The organism is Streptomyces sp. NPDC091387, assembly GCF_044756945.1.
Lineage (GTDB): Bacteria > Actinomycetota > Actinomycetes > Streptomycetales > Streptomycetaceae > Streptomyces.
In genome coordinates this window covers 47,692-64,304 of the sequence record NZ_JBIVTZ010000015.1, presented here as the reverse complement: position 1 = coordinate 64,304, position 16,613 = coordinate 47,692, and the positions used below count along the sequence as shown (strand labels likewise).

At 69.4% G+C, this 16,613-nt stretch carries 17 protein-coding genes and 1 pseudogene; 6 read left to right on the top strand and 12 right to left on the bottom strand.

Going from position 1 to position 16,613, the window contains the following annotated elements:
- Nucleotides 1-735 precede the first annotated feature (735 nt).
- A complete protein-coding gene (locus ACIQM0_RS28635) occupies nt 736-1,467 on the bottom strand; it encodes an SDR family oxidoreductase (protein ID WP_363030665.1) in 732 nt (243 codons plus the stop codon).
- A 95-nt stretch (nt 1,468-1,562) separates the two neighbouring features.
- Between ACIQM0_RS28635 and ACIQM0_RS28630 the strand changes: the two genes are divergently transcribed.
- On the top strand, nt 1,563-2,411 hold the full coding sequence (locus ACIQM0_RS28630) for a LysR family transcriptional regulator (RefSeq protein WP_401292001.1): 849 nt from the start codon (nt 1,563-1,565) through the stop codon (nt 2,409-2,411).
- A 421-nt stretch (nt 2,412-2,832) separates the two neighbouring features.
- Here the strand turns inward: ACIQM0_RS28630 and ACIQM0_RS28625 are convergent, their stop codons facing one another.
- The 11 genes and pseudogenes from ACIQM0_RS28625 to ACIQM0_RS28575 all read right to left on the bottom strand — a co-directional run bounded on the left by ACIQM0_RS28625 (nt 2,833) and on the right by ACIQM0_RS28575 (nt 11,369).
- Nucleotides 2,833-3,798, bottom strand: coding sequence for a S1 family peptidase (locus ACIQM0_RS28625; protein ID WP_401291998.1), 966 nt, complete (start codon nt 3,796-3,798; stop codon nt 2,833-2,835).
- Nucleotides 3,799-4,282: 484 nt separating this feature from the next.
- Nucleotides 4,283-5,032 (bottom strand): hypothetical protein, encoded by a 750-nt coding sequence (locus ACIQM0_RS28620; protein WP_401291996.1) that lies wholly within the window; start codon nt 5,030-5,032, stop codon nt 4,283-4,285.
- 175 nt (nt 5,033-5,207) lie between these two features.
- Nucleotides 5,208-5,331, bottom strand: a pseudogene (locus tag ACIQM0_RS28615) (transposase); the annotation flags it as partial.
- A 242-nt stretch (nt 5,332-5,573) separates the two neighbouring features.
- Nucleotides 5,574-6,158 carry a DinB family protein gene (locus ACIQM0_RS28610; RefSeq protein ID WP_401291993.1) on the bottom strand — a complete coding sequence of 195 codons (585 nt, stop codon included), beginning with the start codon at nt 6,156-6,158 and terminating at the stop codon, nt 5,574-5,576.
- 255 nt (nt 6,159-6,413) lie between these two features.
- Complete coding sequence (locus ACIQM0_RS28605) at nt 6,414-6,569, bottom strand: hypothetical protein (RefSeq protein ID WP_363030670.1); 156 nt, start codon at nt 6,567-6,569, stop codon at nt 6,414-6,416.
- Nucleotides 6,570-7,185: 616 nt separating this feature from the next.
- The gene (locus ACIQM0_RS28600; RefSeq protein WP_401291991.1) at nt 7,186-7,878 is read right to left on the bottom strand and encodes a DUF4232 domain-containing protein; all 693 of its coding nucleotides are present in this window, start codon (nt 7,876-7,878) and stop codon (nt 7,186-7,188) included.
- Nucleotides 7,879-8,344: 466 nt separating this feature from the next.
- Nucleotides 8,345-8,932: an SMI1/KNR4 family protein gene (locus ACIQM0_RS28595; protein ID WP_401291988.1), complete on the bottom strand. Its 588-nt coding sequence runs from the start codon at nt 8,930-8,932 to the stop codon at nt 8,345-8,347.
- 304 nt (nt 8,933-9,236) lie between these two features.
- On the bottom strand, nt 9,237-9,446 hold the full coding sequence (locus ACIQM0_RS28590) for a hypothetical protein (RefSeq protein ID WP_401291985.1): 210 nt from the start codon (nt 9,444-9,446) through the stop codon (nt 9,237-9,239).
- Nucleotides 9,447-9,866: 420 nt separating this feature from the next.
- Nucleotides 9,867-10,286, bottom strand: a complete 420-nt coding sequence (locus ACIQM0_RS28585; protein ID WP_401291982.1) for an HIT family protein — start codon at nt 10,284-10,286, stop codon at nt 9,867-9,869.
- Between the two features lie 137 nt (nt 10,287-10,423).
- Nucleotides 10,424-10,645 (bottom strand): winged helix-turn-helix transcriptional regulator, encoded by a 222-nt coding sequence (locus ACIQM0_RS28580; protein ID WP_401291980.1) that lies wholly within the window; start codon nt 10,643-10,645, stop codon nt 10,424-10,426.
- A gap of 142 nt (nt 10,646-10,787) precedes the next feature.
- Nucleotides 10,788-11,369 (bottom strand): TetR/AcrR family transcriptional regulator, encoded by a 582-nt coding sequence (locus tag ACIQM0_RS28575; RefSeq protein WP_401291978.1) that lies wholly within the window; start codon nt 11,367-11,369, stop codon nt 10,788-10,790.
- A 136-nt stretch (nt 11,370-11,505) separates the two neighbouring features.
- On the opposite strand from ACIQM0_RS28575, the gene ACIQM0_RS28570 reads away from it, so the two are divergent.
- From ACIQM0_RS28570 to ACIQM0_RS28550, 5 genes are all read left to right on the top strand, one after another.
- Nucleotides 11,506-12,324 carry an SDR family NAD(P)-dependent oxidoreductase gene (locus tag ACIQM0_RS28570; protein ID WP_401291976.1) on the top strand — a complete coding sequence of 273 codons (819 nt, stop codon included), beginning with the start codon at nt 11,506-11,508 and terminating at the stop codon, nt 12,322-12,324.
- Entirely contained in the window at nt 12,321-13,229 is a 909-nt protein-coding gene (locus ACIQM0_RS28565; protein ID WP_401291973.1) for a DMT family transporter, read from the top strand. Before ACIQM0_RS28570 ends, ACIQM0_RS28565 begins: the two co-directional genes overlap by 4 nt.
- A 133-nt stretch (nt 13,230-13,362) precedes the next feature.
- Nucleotides 13,363-14,481 (top strand): zinc-binding dehydrogenase, encoded by a 1,119-nt coding sequence (locus tag ACIQM0_RS28560; protein ID WP_401291970.1) that lies wholly within the window; start codon nt 13,363-13,365, stop codon nt 14,479-14,481.
- Nucleotides 14,478-15,422, top strand: coding sequence for an ROK family protein (locus tag ACIQM0_RS28555; RefSeq protein WP_401291968.1), 945 nt, complete (start codon nt 14,478-14,480; stop codon nt 15,420-15,422). The genes ACIQM0_RS28560 and ACIQM0_RS28555 overlap by 4 nt, the downstream gene beginning before the upstream one ends.
- Before the next feature lie 31 nt (nt 15,423-15,453).
- A complete protein-coding gene (locus ACIQM0_RS28550; RefSeq protein ID WP_401291967.1) occupies nt 15,454-16,455 on the top strand; it encodes a phosphotransferase in 1,002 nt (333 codons plus the stop codon).
- Nucleotides 16,456-16,613 lie beyond the last annotated feature (158 nt).

Below are 16,613 nucleotides of genomic sequence, written 5' to 3'. Positions count from 1 at the left end.
GGGCGCGGGGGCTGTCCTGCGCGCGCTACGGACGGTTCCTCTCCATCGGGCACTGAGCGCCAGGCTGGGGAGACGCGCAGTCCGGCAACGCCGTCGCGCCGGGTGGCGATCGCACGCGTCTCGGTTTCCCAGCCGGGAGCACGCCAGCACTGGGGAGCCAGTGCGGTCAGAACGGGCCGGTGCCCGTCCAGGGTGCCCCAACCGTCGTCGAGATCGTCGAAGTTTTTTCACCGTGCATCAGGCCGTGTGCGCCAGCGGGGATCCCGTGCCCGATCCACGCGTCGCGGTGGCGCCGGATGCCTTGCCCAGGAATAGAGATGCCGCCCACCTCGATGCATCTCTCGGCCCTACGGCTCAGGCCGACAGGTGCGACCGGGATCGGCGGGACCGAGGGCGTCGGCCCTCACCGATGCTCCGGCGCACGAGCGAATCCGCGATCACCGGTCATTTCGCTGGAGCCCAATGACCGGCTCCGGCTCCGGCACCGCCTCGCCCGGGGAACCCCTCCTCCCCGCTTCCCTGCTGTGCCGGAGCGCGACAGTCAGCGTTAGCCGGAACCGTATGCGTGTGGTGACCTGGCGGTTCGAGCTCGCGGGACACGCTGGTCGGAACCACATGGCCAGGCTTCCTGGAACCTGCGGTGAACTGCCCTTCCTGTGGAACCGGCGTCGACAGACCTGTTCGAGACGCACGGGCGAAGCCGTCTCGTCCGGCGGCTGGTGACTGCCGTGCACATCACCAGGGCACTACGCCGGCGTCCTCGAAGAACTTGCCGGTCGGGCCGTCGTCGGGCAGGGTCGCGAGTTTGATGGCGATCGCCGCGCCCTGTTCGGGAGTACGCACGCCGCGGAAGCCGTTGAGGTCGGTCGCGACGTAGCCGGGACAGCCGGCGTTGATCAGGATGTTCGTGCCGGTCAACTCCCGGGCGTACTGGAGGGTGACGGCGTTCAGGAACGTCTTCGACGGCGCGTATGCCACGGCCACCGGGCCCGTCGTCTGCTCAGCACCGGTTCCCGACTGCCGGGTGAGGGAGCCGACACTGCTGGACATGTTCACGATCCGTGGTGAGGCCGAGCGGCGCAGCAGTGGCAGCATCGCGTTGGTGACGCGGATGACGCCGATCACGTTGGTCTCCACGACCGTCCGGATGACGGCGGGATCGACCAGGGTGGGCTCCTGCGGCATGCCGCCGGTGATGCCGGCGTTGTTGACGAGCACGTCGAGGCGCCCGGCCTGCTCCTCGATCAGCCGTGCGGCGGCGGTCGCGCTCGCATCGTCGGTCACGTCCAGTGGTACGCCGAACGCGTCGACGCCGGCCGCGCGCAGTCTCTCCACCGCGGCCCTGCGGCGCTCATCGTCGCGGGCGCCGACGCCGACGCTCCAGCCGAGGGCGCCCAGGCCCGCGGCGATCTCGTAACCGATTCCCTTGTTCGCGCCGGTGACCAGCGCAATCGTTCGTTCGCTCATGGGGACCATGCTGCCCGCGGAGCCCGGTGGGCGTCCAAGACCGATCGGGTGGAAGGCGATACCGTCAGGGTATTGATCCGGGTTACCGTGGCGAGATGGAGACCCGGGAACTGCGCTATTTCGTCGCTGTCGCAGAAGAGTTGCACTTCGGGCGCGCCGCACAGAGGCTCGGGATCGCGCAGCCGCCGCTGTCACGGGCGATCCAGCAGCTCGAACGTCGGCTCGGAGCAGCTCTACTGGACCGGACCAGCCGCACCGTCACGCTCACGGAGGCCGGCGGGATGCTGTTGGTCGAGGGCCGGGCGGCCCTCGACGCGGTCGACGCCGCCGAGCGCCGGACCCGCCGCGCTGCCCTTTCTGCGACCGGCCGTCCCGGTCTGGTTCTGGTCACGAAGGCCAGCGCGTCCAGAGAACTGCTGGCGAAACTGCTCGACGCGTATGCCGCCGAACCCGGCGCGGTCGCCGTCGACGTCATCCTGTGCGGTCCGGCCGAGCAGGAACGATTCCTGCGCGAGGGCCGGGCCGACGTGGCGTTGCTGCACCGGCCGTTCGACTCGACGGCCGGGTTCGACGCGGAAGAGCTCGGCACGGAGGGCCAGGTCGTGGTCCTGCCGTCCGGACATCCGCTCACCGCCCGGCCCCATGTGTACATGGCCGACATCGCCGGGCTGCCGGGCCTGCCCCTGCCACGCTGGCCCGATTCCGACGGCACCTATCCGCCCGGCCCCGGCCCGGAGGTCCGCGACCACGCGCAGTTGTTGCAGCTCGTCGCGCTCGGCCGTGCTTGCGCGGTCTCACCGGAGTCGTGCCGAGCCGAACTGCACGGTGACCTTGCGGCCGTGCGCGTGCTGGACGCGCCGACAGTCACCACCGTGATCGCCTGGCCGTCGCACAGCCGGTCCAGAGCCGTCGCCGACCTTGTCCGGACTGCGACACGTCTCTAGCCAGCAGTTCCCGCATGTCTGACCAGGTTCCACCCGTCGTGTCCCGTCTCACCTGTCCTGCGAGGCCATCCTCCGCGCTGGTCAACCAGAACGCTCAGGGGCCAGTTGTGGCGCTCGGCCGTGCCCTGCCCATCAACAGCAACACCCCGGGCCGCAGGTGGAGGGTGGACTCATCCTGCTGGCCTCGGAGATCAGGCGGGGCTCAGGGGGGAGGTGGCGTGATCAAGAGGGCGTCAGACCGCTACGGGATTGCCTTCTCCACCCGCACAACCCAAGAAGACGGCGGCGAGAACGACCCGCCGATGCGCCCTGCGCTGTGGTCTCACACGTGCGGGTGCGACACGTTGCTCGACCCGGTGACAGTGTCCGAGGGCAGGATCGGATCGCACTCGAGGCCGCCCTTGGGCTGCGCCGGTTTCGTTCAGGCGGCCCGGCGGGCCTTGCGCCGGCGTACCACGACGGCGGTAACGCCACCGGCGACGATCAGCGCGGCAGCCACACCAGTGATCGCCGCGGTGGTGTCGTTCGTACCGGTCTCGGCGAGGTTGGAGCCCCGGGCCGCAGGTGGCTGGGCGCTGTTGGTCTTCATGGTCTCGTCGATCCAGCCCACGTAGGCGGGCGCGCTGGTGTAGAGGCCGGGGCCCTGCGAGCACGGCACCTTCGGGGCACCAGGTCCTGAGGTCACCCCGATCAGCTCCCAGCGACCGTCCCGGCCCTTCTGGACCTGCGGTCCGCCGGAGTCCCCGAAGCACGCCATGGCCTTGGGCACGGTGGTGACGGTGCACAGCCTGGTCCGGTCCGCGTAGCCGGGCGCGCACTCGGACACGGCGCCCCTGCGGGTGTTCAGCTCCTGCAGCCGGTCGGGAAACTTGAACGTGGTGTCGACGGTCGTGCCGAAGCCCAGGAGCCGGGTCGGTGTGCCGGGCCGTCCGGCCTGCTCGGCGATCTTGATGGGTTGCTGGGCGACCGGACGGTCCAGACGTATCAGCGCGATGTCCTTCTTGTTGGCGACCTTGCCGTCGCCGTTCACATAACCGGGGTGGATGAAGGTCCGGTCTATCTTCCGCACCGTGCCACCGGACTTGCGGTGGTCGCTGCCGACGCGCACGATGCCGTCCAGTTCGAGGCCGTCGCCCTTCACACAGTGTGCCGCCGTCAGCACCCACTGCTGATCGATCAGAGACGCGCCGCACGTCCCGTCGTTCAGGCCCAGCGTGGGGGCCGACTCCGGGATGGTCGCCATGAACGGGTACTTCTCGGCGGAGTCCGATCCATTGACGATGGCGCCGGCACTGCCGGCCATGACGGTGGCGCAGGCCGCGGCGGCGAGAGCGCCGATGGTGGCAGTGCGAGCGGTACGGCGGCGCGGCGGCTTGAAGCTGAACACAGAGCGTTCCTTTTCCTGCATGGTGGATCCGTATGTATTCAGCCTCGTTGTTCGAGGTCTGCCGGACCATCCGGGCAACGGGCCGGTCGGCCGTGTGGCTAGCCCCCCCTCTGTACTGGGGAAAGCTCGCGGCCCGGAACGTGACTGCCCGGCAGAGGAGGGCCAGTCCCACTGTGCGGAGCGCCCGCTCCGCACACGGACCGGATACGGACCGTGCCCGGTGCTGGAGGAGACTTCGAGGACTCAGCGACCCGGCTCGACCGCCCGCGTATGCGCGGGTTCGTATCACTGGGCCACCGATTGGGTCTTTTTGATCACCCTTGGGCAGACTCGGGTCCGGCGGGCTGGGAGCGGGCGGCGGCGTGCTTCGCCTCAGTGGGGGACGAGAGCTTGGCCGTTTGGAGTGTCGACCAGTTCGACCACATGTCATCCATCTCGAAAAGTGCTCAGCCACGGGAGAGACGCCGGAGGTGCCCCTCGCGGGTCAGGGTGTGGGCGAGGCCGCAGTGAGTGACACCCACTCTCGGACTGTCTCCTGATGCGAACCGCTCGCTGTGCTCGTAGCCACTGCCTTCGCGCCCTCGGCAGAGCATGGCGTTCCTGCTCGGGTGAGTAGGACAAGGGGCCACTCCGGGCCCGCGCCGACAGACTCTCCATCGAAGGCGGTCCAGTTCCAGGGCCCGCCGAACCGCCATGCCCGGCCGACGGCGTCGGCGACCTCGTCGCCCACCCGCAGGGACGCGTACGGACGCATCAGCAGTTCGTAGGAGAAGGGGATCCCGTCGCCAGGGTGGATGGTGTACCCCGATCCATAGAGATGGCTCCCGTCCGGAAAATCGCGAGAGGACAGACCTCGGCGCAGAACGGACACGGTCTGGGCGGGATGCGGCAGCCAGACCGTCTCGAGCGGAGGATCGTGGTGATCGACAGCCGTCACGTGCACCAGGGTGGGTGGCACACCGACCCGGCAGACGTCCCCCGCCTTCAGCTGTTCGGGCGGAGGGTCGGTGCGAAACAGCTCGGCCGCTACGTCAGGCGAGACGCGCCCGCCGCTGCCTGCACCGAGGGCGACGATTCCGTTCCAGTGCCCGAACTCGCCGGTGGTGTCGATTTCCCACCATGGCCATCGCACCGCCACTTCATCCCACGTGAGACCCCGCTCGACCGTGGTCGTTGTGAAGGGGCAGGAAACCGACAGCACATCGCCGACCCGGAAGTCCCCCGCATCCATCATTTGGCCAGGATAAACGGGTGAACTTGGCGGTCTGCACGGGTCTGTCAAACGAGCGCTGTGACTCGGGTTGTTGAGGGCTGCTCACGTGCTGTCGTGTTCGTTGGACAGGTGATGCGGCGGTTCTCGGCGTCGAGACGGAGGGGCGGAGGGAACTCCTCCCACGCGCTTTCCCGGAGCCGGACAAGCGCTTCTGTCGCCTCGTGACGGTTCTCGGCTCGAAGGAGCCCTCACGGTCGCGCGGGCAGGGATGTCCCGACCGGGCCGACATCGGTCAGGACAGTCTTGCCTCGGGTTCCGTTTGCGACTGCTTCCGCCGTCCTCTGATCCTCGACATACCCGCCGTCCGCTCCCGGCGCGGGCCCAGCCGGAGACGGGCGGTGAAGACTCGCGCGGATAAGGCGTACGACTTCGCGGCATTGAGTCCGGCGAGCGACTCGGCCGGCACCGCTGGAAGAGGGAAGCCACTTCCTTGCCTTTCTCGGCCTGACGCAGCCCTGCCCTGCTACAAGCGGCTCGCGAAACTCGCTACGTGAGGCATCCTCTAAGCCTTGATCGGTGCGGCCGACCGGGCGGCCAGCTCGATCTTCGCGCGGTGGGCTGCACGGGCATCCTCGTCGATCTGCTGCTCGTGTTCGGCGCGCAGCCCGGTCCGGCCGTCGAGGCCCTCGCGCAGGATGTCGGCGTGCCCGGCATGCCGGACGGTCTCGCTGAGGACATGGGTCATGACAGCGAACAGGTTCGTGTTGGTGTAAGGCTCCGGCCACCATGGCACGTGGCCGGGAGCGTCGAGGGGAAGCCCGTTGATCGTCGCGTCCGAGTGTTCCCACGTGCGCCGATAGAACCCGATGATCTGGTCGCGGGTCTCGTCCTCGGCCGCCCACTGATCGCTGCCGTCGGAGTCCTGCCACCGGGACAGCGGTTCCGGGGAAGGGCGGTCGAAGACCTCGCCGAAGTACCCGGCCTCGACGGTGGCCATGTGTTTGACCAGGCCGAGGAGGTTGGTCCCGGTCGCTGTCAAAGGTCGGCGGGCGTCGTACTCGGACAAACCGTCGAGTTTCCAGAGCAGCGCCTTGCGGTCCCGCCGCAGTCTCCCGTGCAGGTTGTCCTTCGCGAATTCATCGATCATGCGACATGAGCCTGCCATGGGCTGCTCGTAGTCTCAAGATCCGGTACGTGGTCCGCAACGGCCGGCAGAGCCGAGGACTGGCCAGGGCCGCCGCCCTGCCCTGCTACAAGAAACTCGAAAAATTTGCCACGTGAGACAACTTATTGGTCCCCGTGGTCGCAAAAGAAGAGGGTTTCCCCGGCTGCGCGAACTCTGCCGGGGAAACCGCGTCAGTAATGCAGCCATATCGGCGAAGGGCGCTTAAAGGCGCGGCTCCTAGAAATAGTGCTTGCGGCTGCCGACCTTGCGACCGCTTGCGCCCAGGATCCACAGAACCGCGCCGACCACGACCAGCACACCGCCGACGGTCGTCAGCAGCGATACACCGGCCAGCATGCCGACGATGAGCAGAATAGCGCCAAGAATAATCATTTCAGCTCCAGATCTTCATTCCTCTTGGGTGCATGCGAGCCTTTGGCCTTGCCCGGCTCGCAGCACCTCTTCCAGCCCGGCGTTACCAGAACCCGGGCAGAATCCTCGTCACCCGCAGTCGGCGGTGACTGGATTCTTGTCGTGCTCTCACCGTGTGCCCCACTCTCGACTGCCTATGCATCGGCTGGTGCTGCGGGCCATGACGCTGTTGCCGGATGGCGGGCCGATCGCGCCGTCTGCTGTAATTTTGGTTGGCCGCGAATGGGGGACACCCCTTCGGCACCCCTTTTGTCAGCGTCGTCGAGGTGCGATGGCGTTGAGCAGGCCGGGGAACGATGGATGCAGAGCTGGATACGCGTGCTGATCGAGAAGAGTGCTGGGGCTGCTGCGAACAAGCGGGCCTGCAACCAGACGTCCCCCATCATGAGCGCGGCCGCCGCCGACGACGTGCTCACGGCAAGCCGCTGCCGCAGCATCGGCCTGCCCTCGATCGCGGTCAGTTCTCCGCAGCAATTCACTGCGGCTCCAGGGCTGCGAGGTCCGGCTCCGGACGGTTGGCGTTACCCGTGTCTGGGGGTGGTGAAGCAGTCCGCCGCTGGGGCAGGGGCCGTCGTGGCTACTTGGTGGTGTGGGTGGGGTAGACCTGGACGTCGGTGTAGGCGCCCTTGATCTGGCCGGCGGCGGTGGGCCACTCCAGGCTGATGGTGTGGGTCTCGTTCGGCGGAGTGACCAGGATGTTCGTCGGGGAGGCGAGGCTGTTGCCGGTGGTGTCGATGGTGTAGGCGAGGTCGAAGATCGCGGCGTCACCGGGCTTCAGGATGGTGACGCGCGGCTGGGCCGGGCCGCGCTCGATGGGGTTCGAGGTGTGGTCGGCGTCCTTGATGTCGACGCCGGCGAAGCCGGTGGCCGAGCAGGTCGTCGAACCTCGGTTGATCATGGCGATGTTGATCCGGCCGGAGGTCTGGTCGGGCGCGGCGTTGGTGGCGTCGATGGCGAGGTCCTCGGTCTTGCAGAACGTGACCTTGTCGCTGGACTTCGCGGCGCTGTTCGTGTTGCCGGCGCCCGCCTGGGTGTCCTGGTTGGCGGAGTCCGGCTCCGCGTTGTTGGCGGTCGAGCTGCCGGAGTTCGAGTTGCTGGAGTTCGCGTTGCCCCCCGACTTCGAGCCACCGTCCGAGGACGAAGAAGACGAAGACGCGGCCGAGGAAGAGGCTGCCGAGTCCTTGCCGGAGCCGTCACCGCTGCAGGCGGTGAGGGAGAGGGTGGCGGCGAGGCTGATGGTGGCGAGAGCGGTGATGCGGGTGTGCTTCATGGTCTTCCCCCGTGAGAAGTGCGGCCTGTGCGGTCAGAACAATTTGTATCTCGCACCGAGTTACAGGCGATTCTTCGTGGCGTCTCCGTTCCGTCACAGGCGTATCGGCCCAACTAACGACCCGTATGGTCACTCATCTGAATTTTCTTCCTTCATGCGCAACTTGTCGCACTACTGGTGTCGGTGCTCGAGCCCGGTCGCTGACGAAAGGGGACGTCGTTGTCGAGTAGGCGCACGACGGGGCCGGGGAGTGAGCCCGGTCCTCCACTCTTGGCGTGGTTAGCGGGCGAGGAGGGTTTGAGCGGGGTGTTGGGGCAGGAGACGGATGCCCGGGGCAGGGCGTTGGCTTCGGCGGGGTCGACGATCAGTTGCCACGCGTCAGCGCTTCACTGGGATCGTCGAGGACGAGGGCGGGCGGCCTGGTGATCGGGTTCTGGCGCGCATCCCGTGTGGCTGTCATGGAGAGTCAGATCTTTGGGGCCGTGCGATGCCGGCCGGGATGGGCACGAAGCTGGGGTGAGGTGAGTTCCAGGGCCCGGTTGTCGCGTCCGGCGCTCATGTGGTTGAGCCAACGTTCGTACCAGTCGAGGAAGTCGGTGGCGGAGGAGACGTTGGGGCCCCAGTGGCCGTCACCGTTGCCGATGAGGACGCGGCCGGTGAGGGGACCGGTCACCGCGATGAGGCATACGTCGGTGCAGCCCATCTCGATGACGTGGAGAAAGCGGTCGCGTTCGTGAGTCCCGGATCCTGTGTCGCTGAAGCCGCGAGGTGCTCCTGGCTCCCCGCGCGGATTCATGAACAGGAGGGAACACCGCTCCAGCGGCATGAGGCCGTAGAACGGCGCCGCGCCTGAACCGCCGATGTGTGTGAGGAACTGCCGATAGGCGTCGGGCAGGACGATCTCGTGCTCGGCCTCAAACGCTGCGAGGCTTGCTTCCGCCAGTTTCGGACCGAGGCGAAACTCGTGTTGCTCTTCCCCGAAGGAGTGGCTGCGCAGGGGTTGGAACGGGATCGCGGCCAGCTTGCGACGCAGGCGGGGTATGCGGGGATCCATGGTGCATCTTCTCTCGTCGCCGTCACCCTGTGGGTCCTATGGGTGCCGGGCGAAGGACCGGACGTGAGTGAGTGGTGCGGGCGTCGAGTTCGGGGCAGTGGACCAGGACGGCCTTGAGCCGAAAGCGATCGATCTCTGGGAGGGGCTCGGGCGCCGGAGAATCCAGCCGGCGACGACGCGGGGTGACGGTGGATGCCACCTGTCCGCCACCTGCACCGCCTGGGGCGCCCCGGCGGTGGCGCCCTCGGCGAAGAACGGCGCCCGATCGCGGCAGACCACTTCGACCCCCTGGCCTCTTCGCGAGTCAAGCGGCCAGGCTGGAGGCTTCCCGATCGGGCAGCAGGTCCACCGGATGCCGACTCTCGACGTCGACCAGGACGGTCCCGTGGTGGCGGCATTTGCGGGTCGCGTACTCATCGACGACGCGCGGGGCGGGGACTTCCGGGTCGGGCAAGGCTTCGACCAGCCGCAGGACCGTGCTGCGGCTGACGGACAAGCCGAAGATGCTCGCCATGCGGGCCCCGGCCGGCGAGCGCGAGGCCGACCGCGGCCAGTGCGACCGCAGGCGCTCGGTCCGCCGACCGTATCGACGAGTCGGCCCGACATCTGCTCGGCGAACGTCCGGCGCCCGCAGGAGTTGACCGGACAGAGGAACCGGCGGACGCGTAAACAGAGGACTACCCGTCTGCCCCACTGGGAACATCAGCGGGAAATCGCAGGTAGGAGCTGTGGGTCCGCCGAGACCAGCTCCCGCAGCCAGGACAATCAGACCCGGCCACCGTGCTTCGGGCCTCGATGCGTACTGCTTCACCGCTCACGGCGTCCGACAGCACAGCCACATCTGCGATGGACGGGAAGCTTCCTGTGGTCCTGCGCGCCCGACGAACGTCACTCAGCGTGGTGATTCGCTGAGTAGGCCCGGAGCGCGGTGGGGTCACCGCGCGTGAGTGGCAGTCATGGCGTCGGCGAGCTGTGTGACAGGGTCGTCGGCGATCTGGTGGCGGGACCGCTGGGTGGGCCAGGTGGAGAAAGCGTCGTCCGGCCAGCGCGGGACTACGTGGAAGTGCAGGTGGGGTACTGACTGCTCAGATCCGGGTCCGCTGGCGTTCAGGACGTTGACGCCTCCGGCCTTCAACGCGGTCCGCATTGCCGCGGCAACCCGCTGGACCAGTGCCATCGTGTGTGCCAAGTCCTCCGGGGGAACGTCGAAGACGTCCGCCCAGTGGGCGGTGGGAATCACCAGGGTGTGACCTGGCGCGAGGGAATTCAGCGGAGCGAACGCACTGGCCACGGGCCCGCGCGCCACCCACCGTGCGGCATCGCCCCGGATCAGGTGGCAGAAGGTGCAGTCCATACGCTCCGACCTTGCCAGAACCAGCACCGTCCCTGCCAACCGTTTCCCGAGCCTTCCGTTCACTGTCTGCGACCAGTCCACAGGAGTTGTGCCAGAACCCGTCCTCATGGATAGAGCCAGACACCCCTTGGAATTGATCATCTGGCGTCCGGTCCAAGTCGCGTCAGCACGTACCCGACCTCTCTGGCCCCGGCGTGGCAATCGACCAGGCCGTAGCCCTGCAACCGTCGCAGCGTCCGGGCCGGCGCTCTCCGCGAGATTCCACAGATCAGGTCGACCAACTCGCTGAGCCTGCACCGTTCCCGGCCCAACGCGAACAGCACGACCGCCACCCACTTCTGGCCGATGATCTCGATCATCGGCCGAGCCGAGCCGAGCCGAGCCGAGCCGAGCAGTCGGCGAGGACGGACGCTGCCGGAGTACCCGCGCATGCCCCCGACGGCAGCCCGTTGCCAGAAGCTCGCAGGCACCTACCGCCCCACTCATGCTGCGGATCTCGACTCAGGTGCGCGGGCCGGCGCCGTGCAGCAGGGTGTCGACGATGCGGGCGGCGAGGGTGTCCGGGTCGACACCCGCGTCGTTGTTGCCGTGCAGGGATTCCCCGAGGAGCGCGTAGTAGACACGGCGCACCCAGTCGAGGTCGGCTGTTGCGTCGATGAGTTTGTCCGCCTGGGCGCGGGCCAGCACGGCGGTACAGCGGCGGGCGATGTCCTGTTGCAGGAGCGCGGCCTCGCTGTGCGGGTCGGCCGGCAACTCGAGGGCGAACGCCCAGGCGCCCTTGACCTGGAGCACGTTGGCCGTGATCCGGTGCATCGCCACCAGCGGTGGTGCGGTGTCCGGTCTGCCGTCGTCCACCGCCTGGGCGAGCTGGCGAGCCGCGGATGTGGCCAGTGCCTCGATCAGCGCCTGGCGACTGGCGAACCGCCGGTGGATCGTCGTGCGGGCCACTCCCGCGGCTGCGGCGATCTGTTCCATGGACGCGCCGGGATCCTCGGCGAGCACCTGCTCGGCTGCCGTCAGGATGGCGCGCGCGCTGCGCTCCGCGTCCGCTCGCAACGTTCGTTCCGTCTGCTTGTTCGTCACGACTCCATCAGACCACTTGTGCGGTGATATGGCACATCGGTGAGGTGGCTGGTTCTGTAAGTGCTACAAGCCTGTTGCGGTTGATCTGGTTACTGCTACATTCTCTCCCAGTTGCTGCCGACTGGAGGAGAAACCCGTGCACAGCACTGCCCTTATCACCGGAGCGTCGTCCGGCCTCGGCGCGGAGTTCGCCGCGCAGCTCGCCGCCGAGGGACGTGATGTGGTCCTGGTGGCGCGCTCCGGTGATCGTCTGGCCGCCCTCGCCGAGCGGCTGACCGCCGAGCACGGTGTCCGTGCCGATGTGCTGGTCCAGGACCTCGCCGAGCCGGATGCGGCTCGCCGCATCGCCGACCAGTTGGCCGCCCGGGGTCTGATCGTCGACCTGCTGGTCAACAACGCCGGATTCGGCACCTGCGGTCGCTTCGAAGAGATATCCGGGGCCCGCGACCACGACCTGCTGATGGTCAATGTCGTCGCACTCGTCGACCTCACCCATGCGCTGCTGCCCGGGATGCTGGAGCGCGGCCGGGGCTCGGTCGTCAACGTCGCCTCCAACGCCGCCTTCCAGCCTTCCCCCTACTTCGCCGTCTACGGCGCGGCCAAGACGTTCGTGCTGAACTTCGGTCTCGCCCTGCGCCAGGAGTACCGCCGGCGCGGCATCCGCGTGCTCACCCTGTGCCCCGGCCCGGTGGAGACCGCGTTCTTCGACACCATCGGCACCCGCCGGGCGGCCGTCACCGGCACCATGACCACCCCGGAGCCCGTCGTGCGCGCCGCGCTGCGCGCGCTGGAGCGTGACCGCGGTTACGTGGCCCCCGGCCTCGGCAACGCCCTGGCCGCCCACCTCACGCCCCGTCGCCCCCGAACCCTGGTTGCCGCCGTCGCCGAGCGCGTCACCCGCAAGGTCCTGGCCACCTCGGCCGCCGCCCCGACGCGAGCGGATCACGCGGCATGAAACTCTCCGCTTCCGTTGGCGCGTCCTCGGCCATGCTGCTCGTCGGTACCTCGACCGCGGTGTCCGCCACCGTCGCCGACTACCCGGTCCTCTTCGGGCAGGCCCTGCGCTACGCCCTCGCCGCAGCGATCCTGTTCGCCGTCGTGGGCCGTCGGTCGCAGCCTCGCATCCGCCTGACGTTACGTGACGTGCTGCTCCTGATCGCGCTGGCCGCCACCGGGCTGGCCGGGTTCAACCTCTTCCTCGTCCAGGCCACTCGGCACGCCGGCCCGGCCATGATCGGCACCGTGATCGGAGCCGTTCCCCTCGTGCTCGCCCTCGTCGGACCCTTGATGGAACACCGACGCCCAGCTCCCCGCACCGTCGGCGCCGCGATGGTGGTGGCACTGGGCGCGGCCGTCGCCGCCGGACTCGGCTCGGGCAGCCCGACGGGTCTGCTCCTGTCCCTGGGCGCACTCGCCGGCGAGGTGGCCTTCTCCCTGCTGGCCATCCCGCTCCTGCCCAAACTCGGCCCCCTGCGGGTCGCGGCCTATCCGGCCGCGCTGTCCGTACCCATGCTGCTTGCCGCGGGCCTGGCCCTGGACGGCGCCGCCTCCCTGCGCGTGCCCACGCTCAGCCAGGGAGCCGCCTTCGTCTACCTCGGCGCGATCGTCACCGCGGCCGCCTTCCTCCTCTGGTACGACGCACTGCGCCGCCTCGGTGCCGACCGCGCGGGCCTCTTCGCCGGTCTCGTGCCCGTGGGCGCCCTGCTCACCACGCTCGTACTCGGCATCGGTCAGGCCGGTCCCGCTGACATCGCCGGTGCACTGCTCGTGGCCGCAGGCGTCGCCGCCGGTCTGCGACGGCCTCGCCGCGACGAGGCCGCACCGCGCCACCCTCGATCGAGGGCTCCCGAGTTGGCCTGATCGGCGCATCCGCCACCCCACGCAACTGCCTCCCCTCTCTCGGCGAGGCGGCCGTGAGATGGCTCAGAGGCGTCCTATCCGGGCGCATTCGGCTGCGTTAGCGTCGCCTTCCACACACCGATGGGGAGGTCTCGTGCGCGCTCTCGTCTATCTGGGTCCAGGCTCCGCCGAACTTCAGGACAGACCCGCCGCACAGCTCGTGCACGATGACGACGTGGTGGTGGAGATCGTTGGTACGGGAGTCTGCGGAACGGACCGCAAGATCCTGCTCGGGCGGTTCCCGGCCCGGCCGGGCGTGGTGCTCGGACACGAGTCGGTGGGTGTGGTGCGGGAGACGGGGCCGCAGGTGCGTTCGCTCGGGGTGGGGGACCGTGTGGTGGTCAACCCGACGCTGTACTGCGGCTGGTGCGCCCCGTGCCGGCGGGGAGCCACCAACTTCTGCCGTCACAAGGCGGGGACCGAGGTCGGAGTCGACCGGGACGGCACGTACGCGGAGACGGTGACCCTGCCGGAACGATTCGTCGAAAGGGTTCCCGCCGGGCTGTCCTTCCGCAGCGCGGTCCTGATCGAGCCGCTCGCCTGCGTCCTGAGCAACGTCAGGGCCGCGTCCGTCACCTTCGACGACACCGTGGTCGTGCTCGGCGCGGGCCCGATCGGATTGCTGACCGCGCTGGTCGCCGCCCGCCGGGCCCGGCGGGTCGTCGTCGCCGAACCGGACGGCTACCGGCTGGAGCGGGCCCGCGAACAGTTCGCGCACGTGGTGGACGTCGCCGGAACGGACCCGGCCGAAGCCGTGGTGAAGGCATCGGGCGGCGAGCGTCCCTCCGTCGTCTTCGACACGACGGGCACGGGCCTGGAAGCGGCGCTGCGGCTGATCGACGACGGAGGCCGGGTGGTGGTGATGGGATTCGACGACACCTACTCCGTGCCGCTGCGCCCCCTCCAGCTCACCAACCGGGGCATCCAGTTGATCGGCGCCGGGGACTACCGGGCCGACATCTTCCCCGTCGCCGTGGACCTGGCCGCCGAACTCGACACCCCACAGCAACCCGGCACCGGCACCGGCCCTGTCCTCGAGTGGCTGGTGACGCACGAGTTCCCGCTCGAACGGTACGCAGAGGCATTCACCGCGCTCGGCGGCCTCACCCGGGGCGACGGAAACGAACGGCCACCGCGCTACGACGCGCTCAAGGTCGTCATTCGCTCGCACACCGGCCCGGTCGGCGCCGACGGCTGGCCGGTGGAAGCGTGAGTACGCCGCGGCTCGGCTCGATCGAGTCCGGCGGGTCCAAGTTCGTCTGCCTGGTCGGTTCGGCCCCCGACCGGATCGAGGCCGAGACCCGGTTCCCGACCGGCCGGCCGGGCCCCACTCTGGACCGGGCCATCGCCTTCTTCCGGGAGACGGCCGCCAGGACCGGACCGCTGGACGCGATCGGCATCGCCTCCTTCGGGCCCCTCGAACTGAGGCCGGACCACGCCAAGTTCGGTCATCTCGCCGCCTCCCCCAAGCCCGGCTGGTCCGGGGTCGACATCGCCGGTCCGATCGCTGCCGCGCTCGGCGTACCGGTGGGCATCGACACCGACGTCAACGGCGCGGCCCTCGGCGAGGGCCGGTGGGGCGCTGCGCGGGGTCTGGACACCTACGTCTACCTCACCGTCGGCACCGGGATCGGCGGCGGTGCGGTGATCGGCGGCAAGGTGGTCAGTGGACTGGTCCACACGGAGATGGGCCACCTCACGGTCCCCCGGATCCCGGGCGACACCTTTGCCGGGTCCTGCCCCTTCCACGGCGACTGCTGGGAGGGGCTGGCCGGAGGCGAGGCCATGGGCGCCCGATGGGGGGCACCGGCCGAGGAGCTGACCGGGGACGCGCTGGGTGAGGCGCTGCGGCTGGAGGCGGCCTACCTGGCCGCGGGGCTGCGCAACATCGTCTACACGACCGCACCCCAGCGGATCGTGATCGGCGGCGGTGTCGCGGAGTTCCCCGGGCTCTTCCCGCTGCTCCGTGCCGAACTGACCGTGGCACTGGCCGGATACCCCGGGCTGCCCGAGCACGAGGCCGACGACTTCGTGGTCCCGGCACGGCTCGGCCGACTCGCCGGACCGGCGGGCGGACTGGTCCTGGCAGCCGGCGCGGCCGCCGCCGCACGGCCGTTGCCCGACGCTGGGCCATCGGGAGGAACGGGCGCATGAGGGCGGCCCCGGGCCGGGCAGGCCGGCCGGTGTGACGCACCCCCGTCCGGTGGGTCTTCTGGACCCGGCCACCCATGCCTGGCTGACCTCGCACGCCCTGCCCGGGGCCCTGCTGCAGGAGATGGACCCGCTGCCGGGCGGGTTCACCAACGACATGGCCGTGCTCACCGCCGAGCGCCCCGGCTCGGCGGGAGCGGAGCGCTACGTGCTGCGCCGCTACCGGCCTGGCACCAGCCGGTTCCCGCGCAACACCTGCGCGGTGGAGATCGCCGTCCTCGGCCGGGTGGCGGCCCGTGCCGTCCCGGTGACCGCAGTGGTCGCGGCCGATCCGCAGGGCCGTGCCACCGGCCGCCCCACCCTGCTCTACCGGTTCGTCGACGGGACACCGCTCAGCCAGGTGCTCGCGGACGGCCCGGCGAGCGACGACGCGCGGGGCCTGGGCCGGGCCGTCGGCGTCGTGCTGGCGCGGATCGGCCGGATCAGGCTGCCCCGCCCGGGGGTCTTCGGCGACGCTTCGCTGGTGCCGGCCCCGGACGGCGCCGGCCTGCTGGGAGACCTGCCCGGTTTTGTCGACCGCTGTCTGGCCGCAGCGGCCCCGGACGGGCCGCTGAGCGGGACGGACTCGGCCGTACTGCGCGCCCTGGCCCGCCGCGGGCCTCCGGCACATGCCGCCGTGGCGGGCGAAAGGAGCCTGGTGCACGGCGACTTCAACCCGAAGAACATCCTGGTCCGACGGCGCGCCGGGCAGTGGGCGGTGGCCGCCGTCCTCGACTGGGAGCTCGCCTTCAGCGGCTCCCCGCTCTTCGACGTCGGGAACGTGCTGCGCTTCGCCCACGAGTACCCGCCCGCCTTCAGCGCGGGCTTCGTCGACGGCTTCCGGGCCGGGAGGGGCCGGCTGCCCGCGGACTGGCTGCGGCTCAGCCGGACGCTGGACCTCTTCGCCCTCGCCGACATCCTCACCGCACCGCCCGACCCGGCCTACTTCGCCCGCGCGCACACCGTGCTGCGGCGGACCGCCGCAGCACGGTACTGATCTGTATTCACCACCGGTTGTCCCCGCTTTCCCATCCGGCCCGCACGCCGCTCCATTCTCAGGAGACAACTGCTGTCCGAGCGAATTGCGGAATACCGCCAATAAGCGTCGAAGGAATGGCTGAGAGGCGATATACAGCGTTCTTCTCAGCATCGAAA

What these genes read in the sequence shown, in the direction of transcription:
- ACIQM0_RS28620 (WP_401291996.1), bottom strand. Translation starts at nt 5,032, where the DNA reads ATGATGGATGCGGGGGACTTCCGGGTCGGCGATGTGCTGTCGGTTTCC.
- ACIQM0_RS28605 (WP_363030670.1), bottom strand. Translation starts at nt 6,569, where the DNA reads ATGATTATTCTTGGCGCTATTCTGCTCATCGTCGGCATGCTGGCCGGT.
- ACIQM0_RS28595 (WP_401291988.1), bottom strand. Translation starts at nt 8,932, where the DNA reads ATGGATCCCCGCATACCCCGCCTGCGTCGCAAGCTGGCCGCGATCCCG.
- ACIQM0_RS28610 (WP_401291993.1), bottom strand. Translation starts at nt 6,158, where the DNA reads ATGATCGATGAATTCGCGAAGGACAACCTGCACGGGAGACTGCGGCGG.
- ACIQM0_RS28600 (WP_401291991.1), bottom strand. Translation starts at nt 7,878, where the DNA reads ATGAAGCACACCCGCATCACCGCTCTCGCCACCATCAGCCTCGCCGCC.
- ACIQM0_RS28590 (WP_401291985.1), bottom strand. Translation starts at nt 9,446, where the DNA reads ATGGCGAGCATCTTCGGCTTGTCCGTCAGCCGCAGCACGGTCCTGCGG.
- ACIQM0_RS28580 (WP_401291980.1), bottom strand. Translation starts at nt 10,645, where the DNA reads ATGATCGAGATCATCGGCCAGAAGTGGGTGGCGGTCGTGCTGTTCGCG.
- ACIQM0_RS28585 (WP_401291982.1), bottom strand. Translation starts at nt 10,286, where the DNA reads ATGGACTGCACCTTCTGCCACCTGATCCGGGGCGATGCCGCACGGTGG.
- ACIQM0_RS28630 (WP_401292001.1), top strand. Translation starts at nt 1,563, where the DNA reads ATGGAGACCCGGGAACTGCGCTATTTCGTCGCTGTCGCAGAAGAGTTG.
- ACIQM0_RS28565 (WP_401291973.1), top strand. Translation starts at nt 12,321, where the DNA reads ATGAAACTCTCCGCTTCCGTTGGCGCGTCCTCGGCCATGCTGCTCGTC.
- ACIQM0_RS28635 (WP_363030665.1), bottom strand. Translation starts at nt 1,467, where the DNA reads ATGAGCGAACGAACGATTGCGCTGGTCACCGGCGCGAACAAGGGAATC.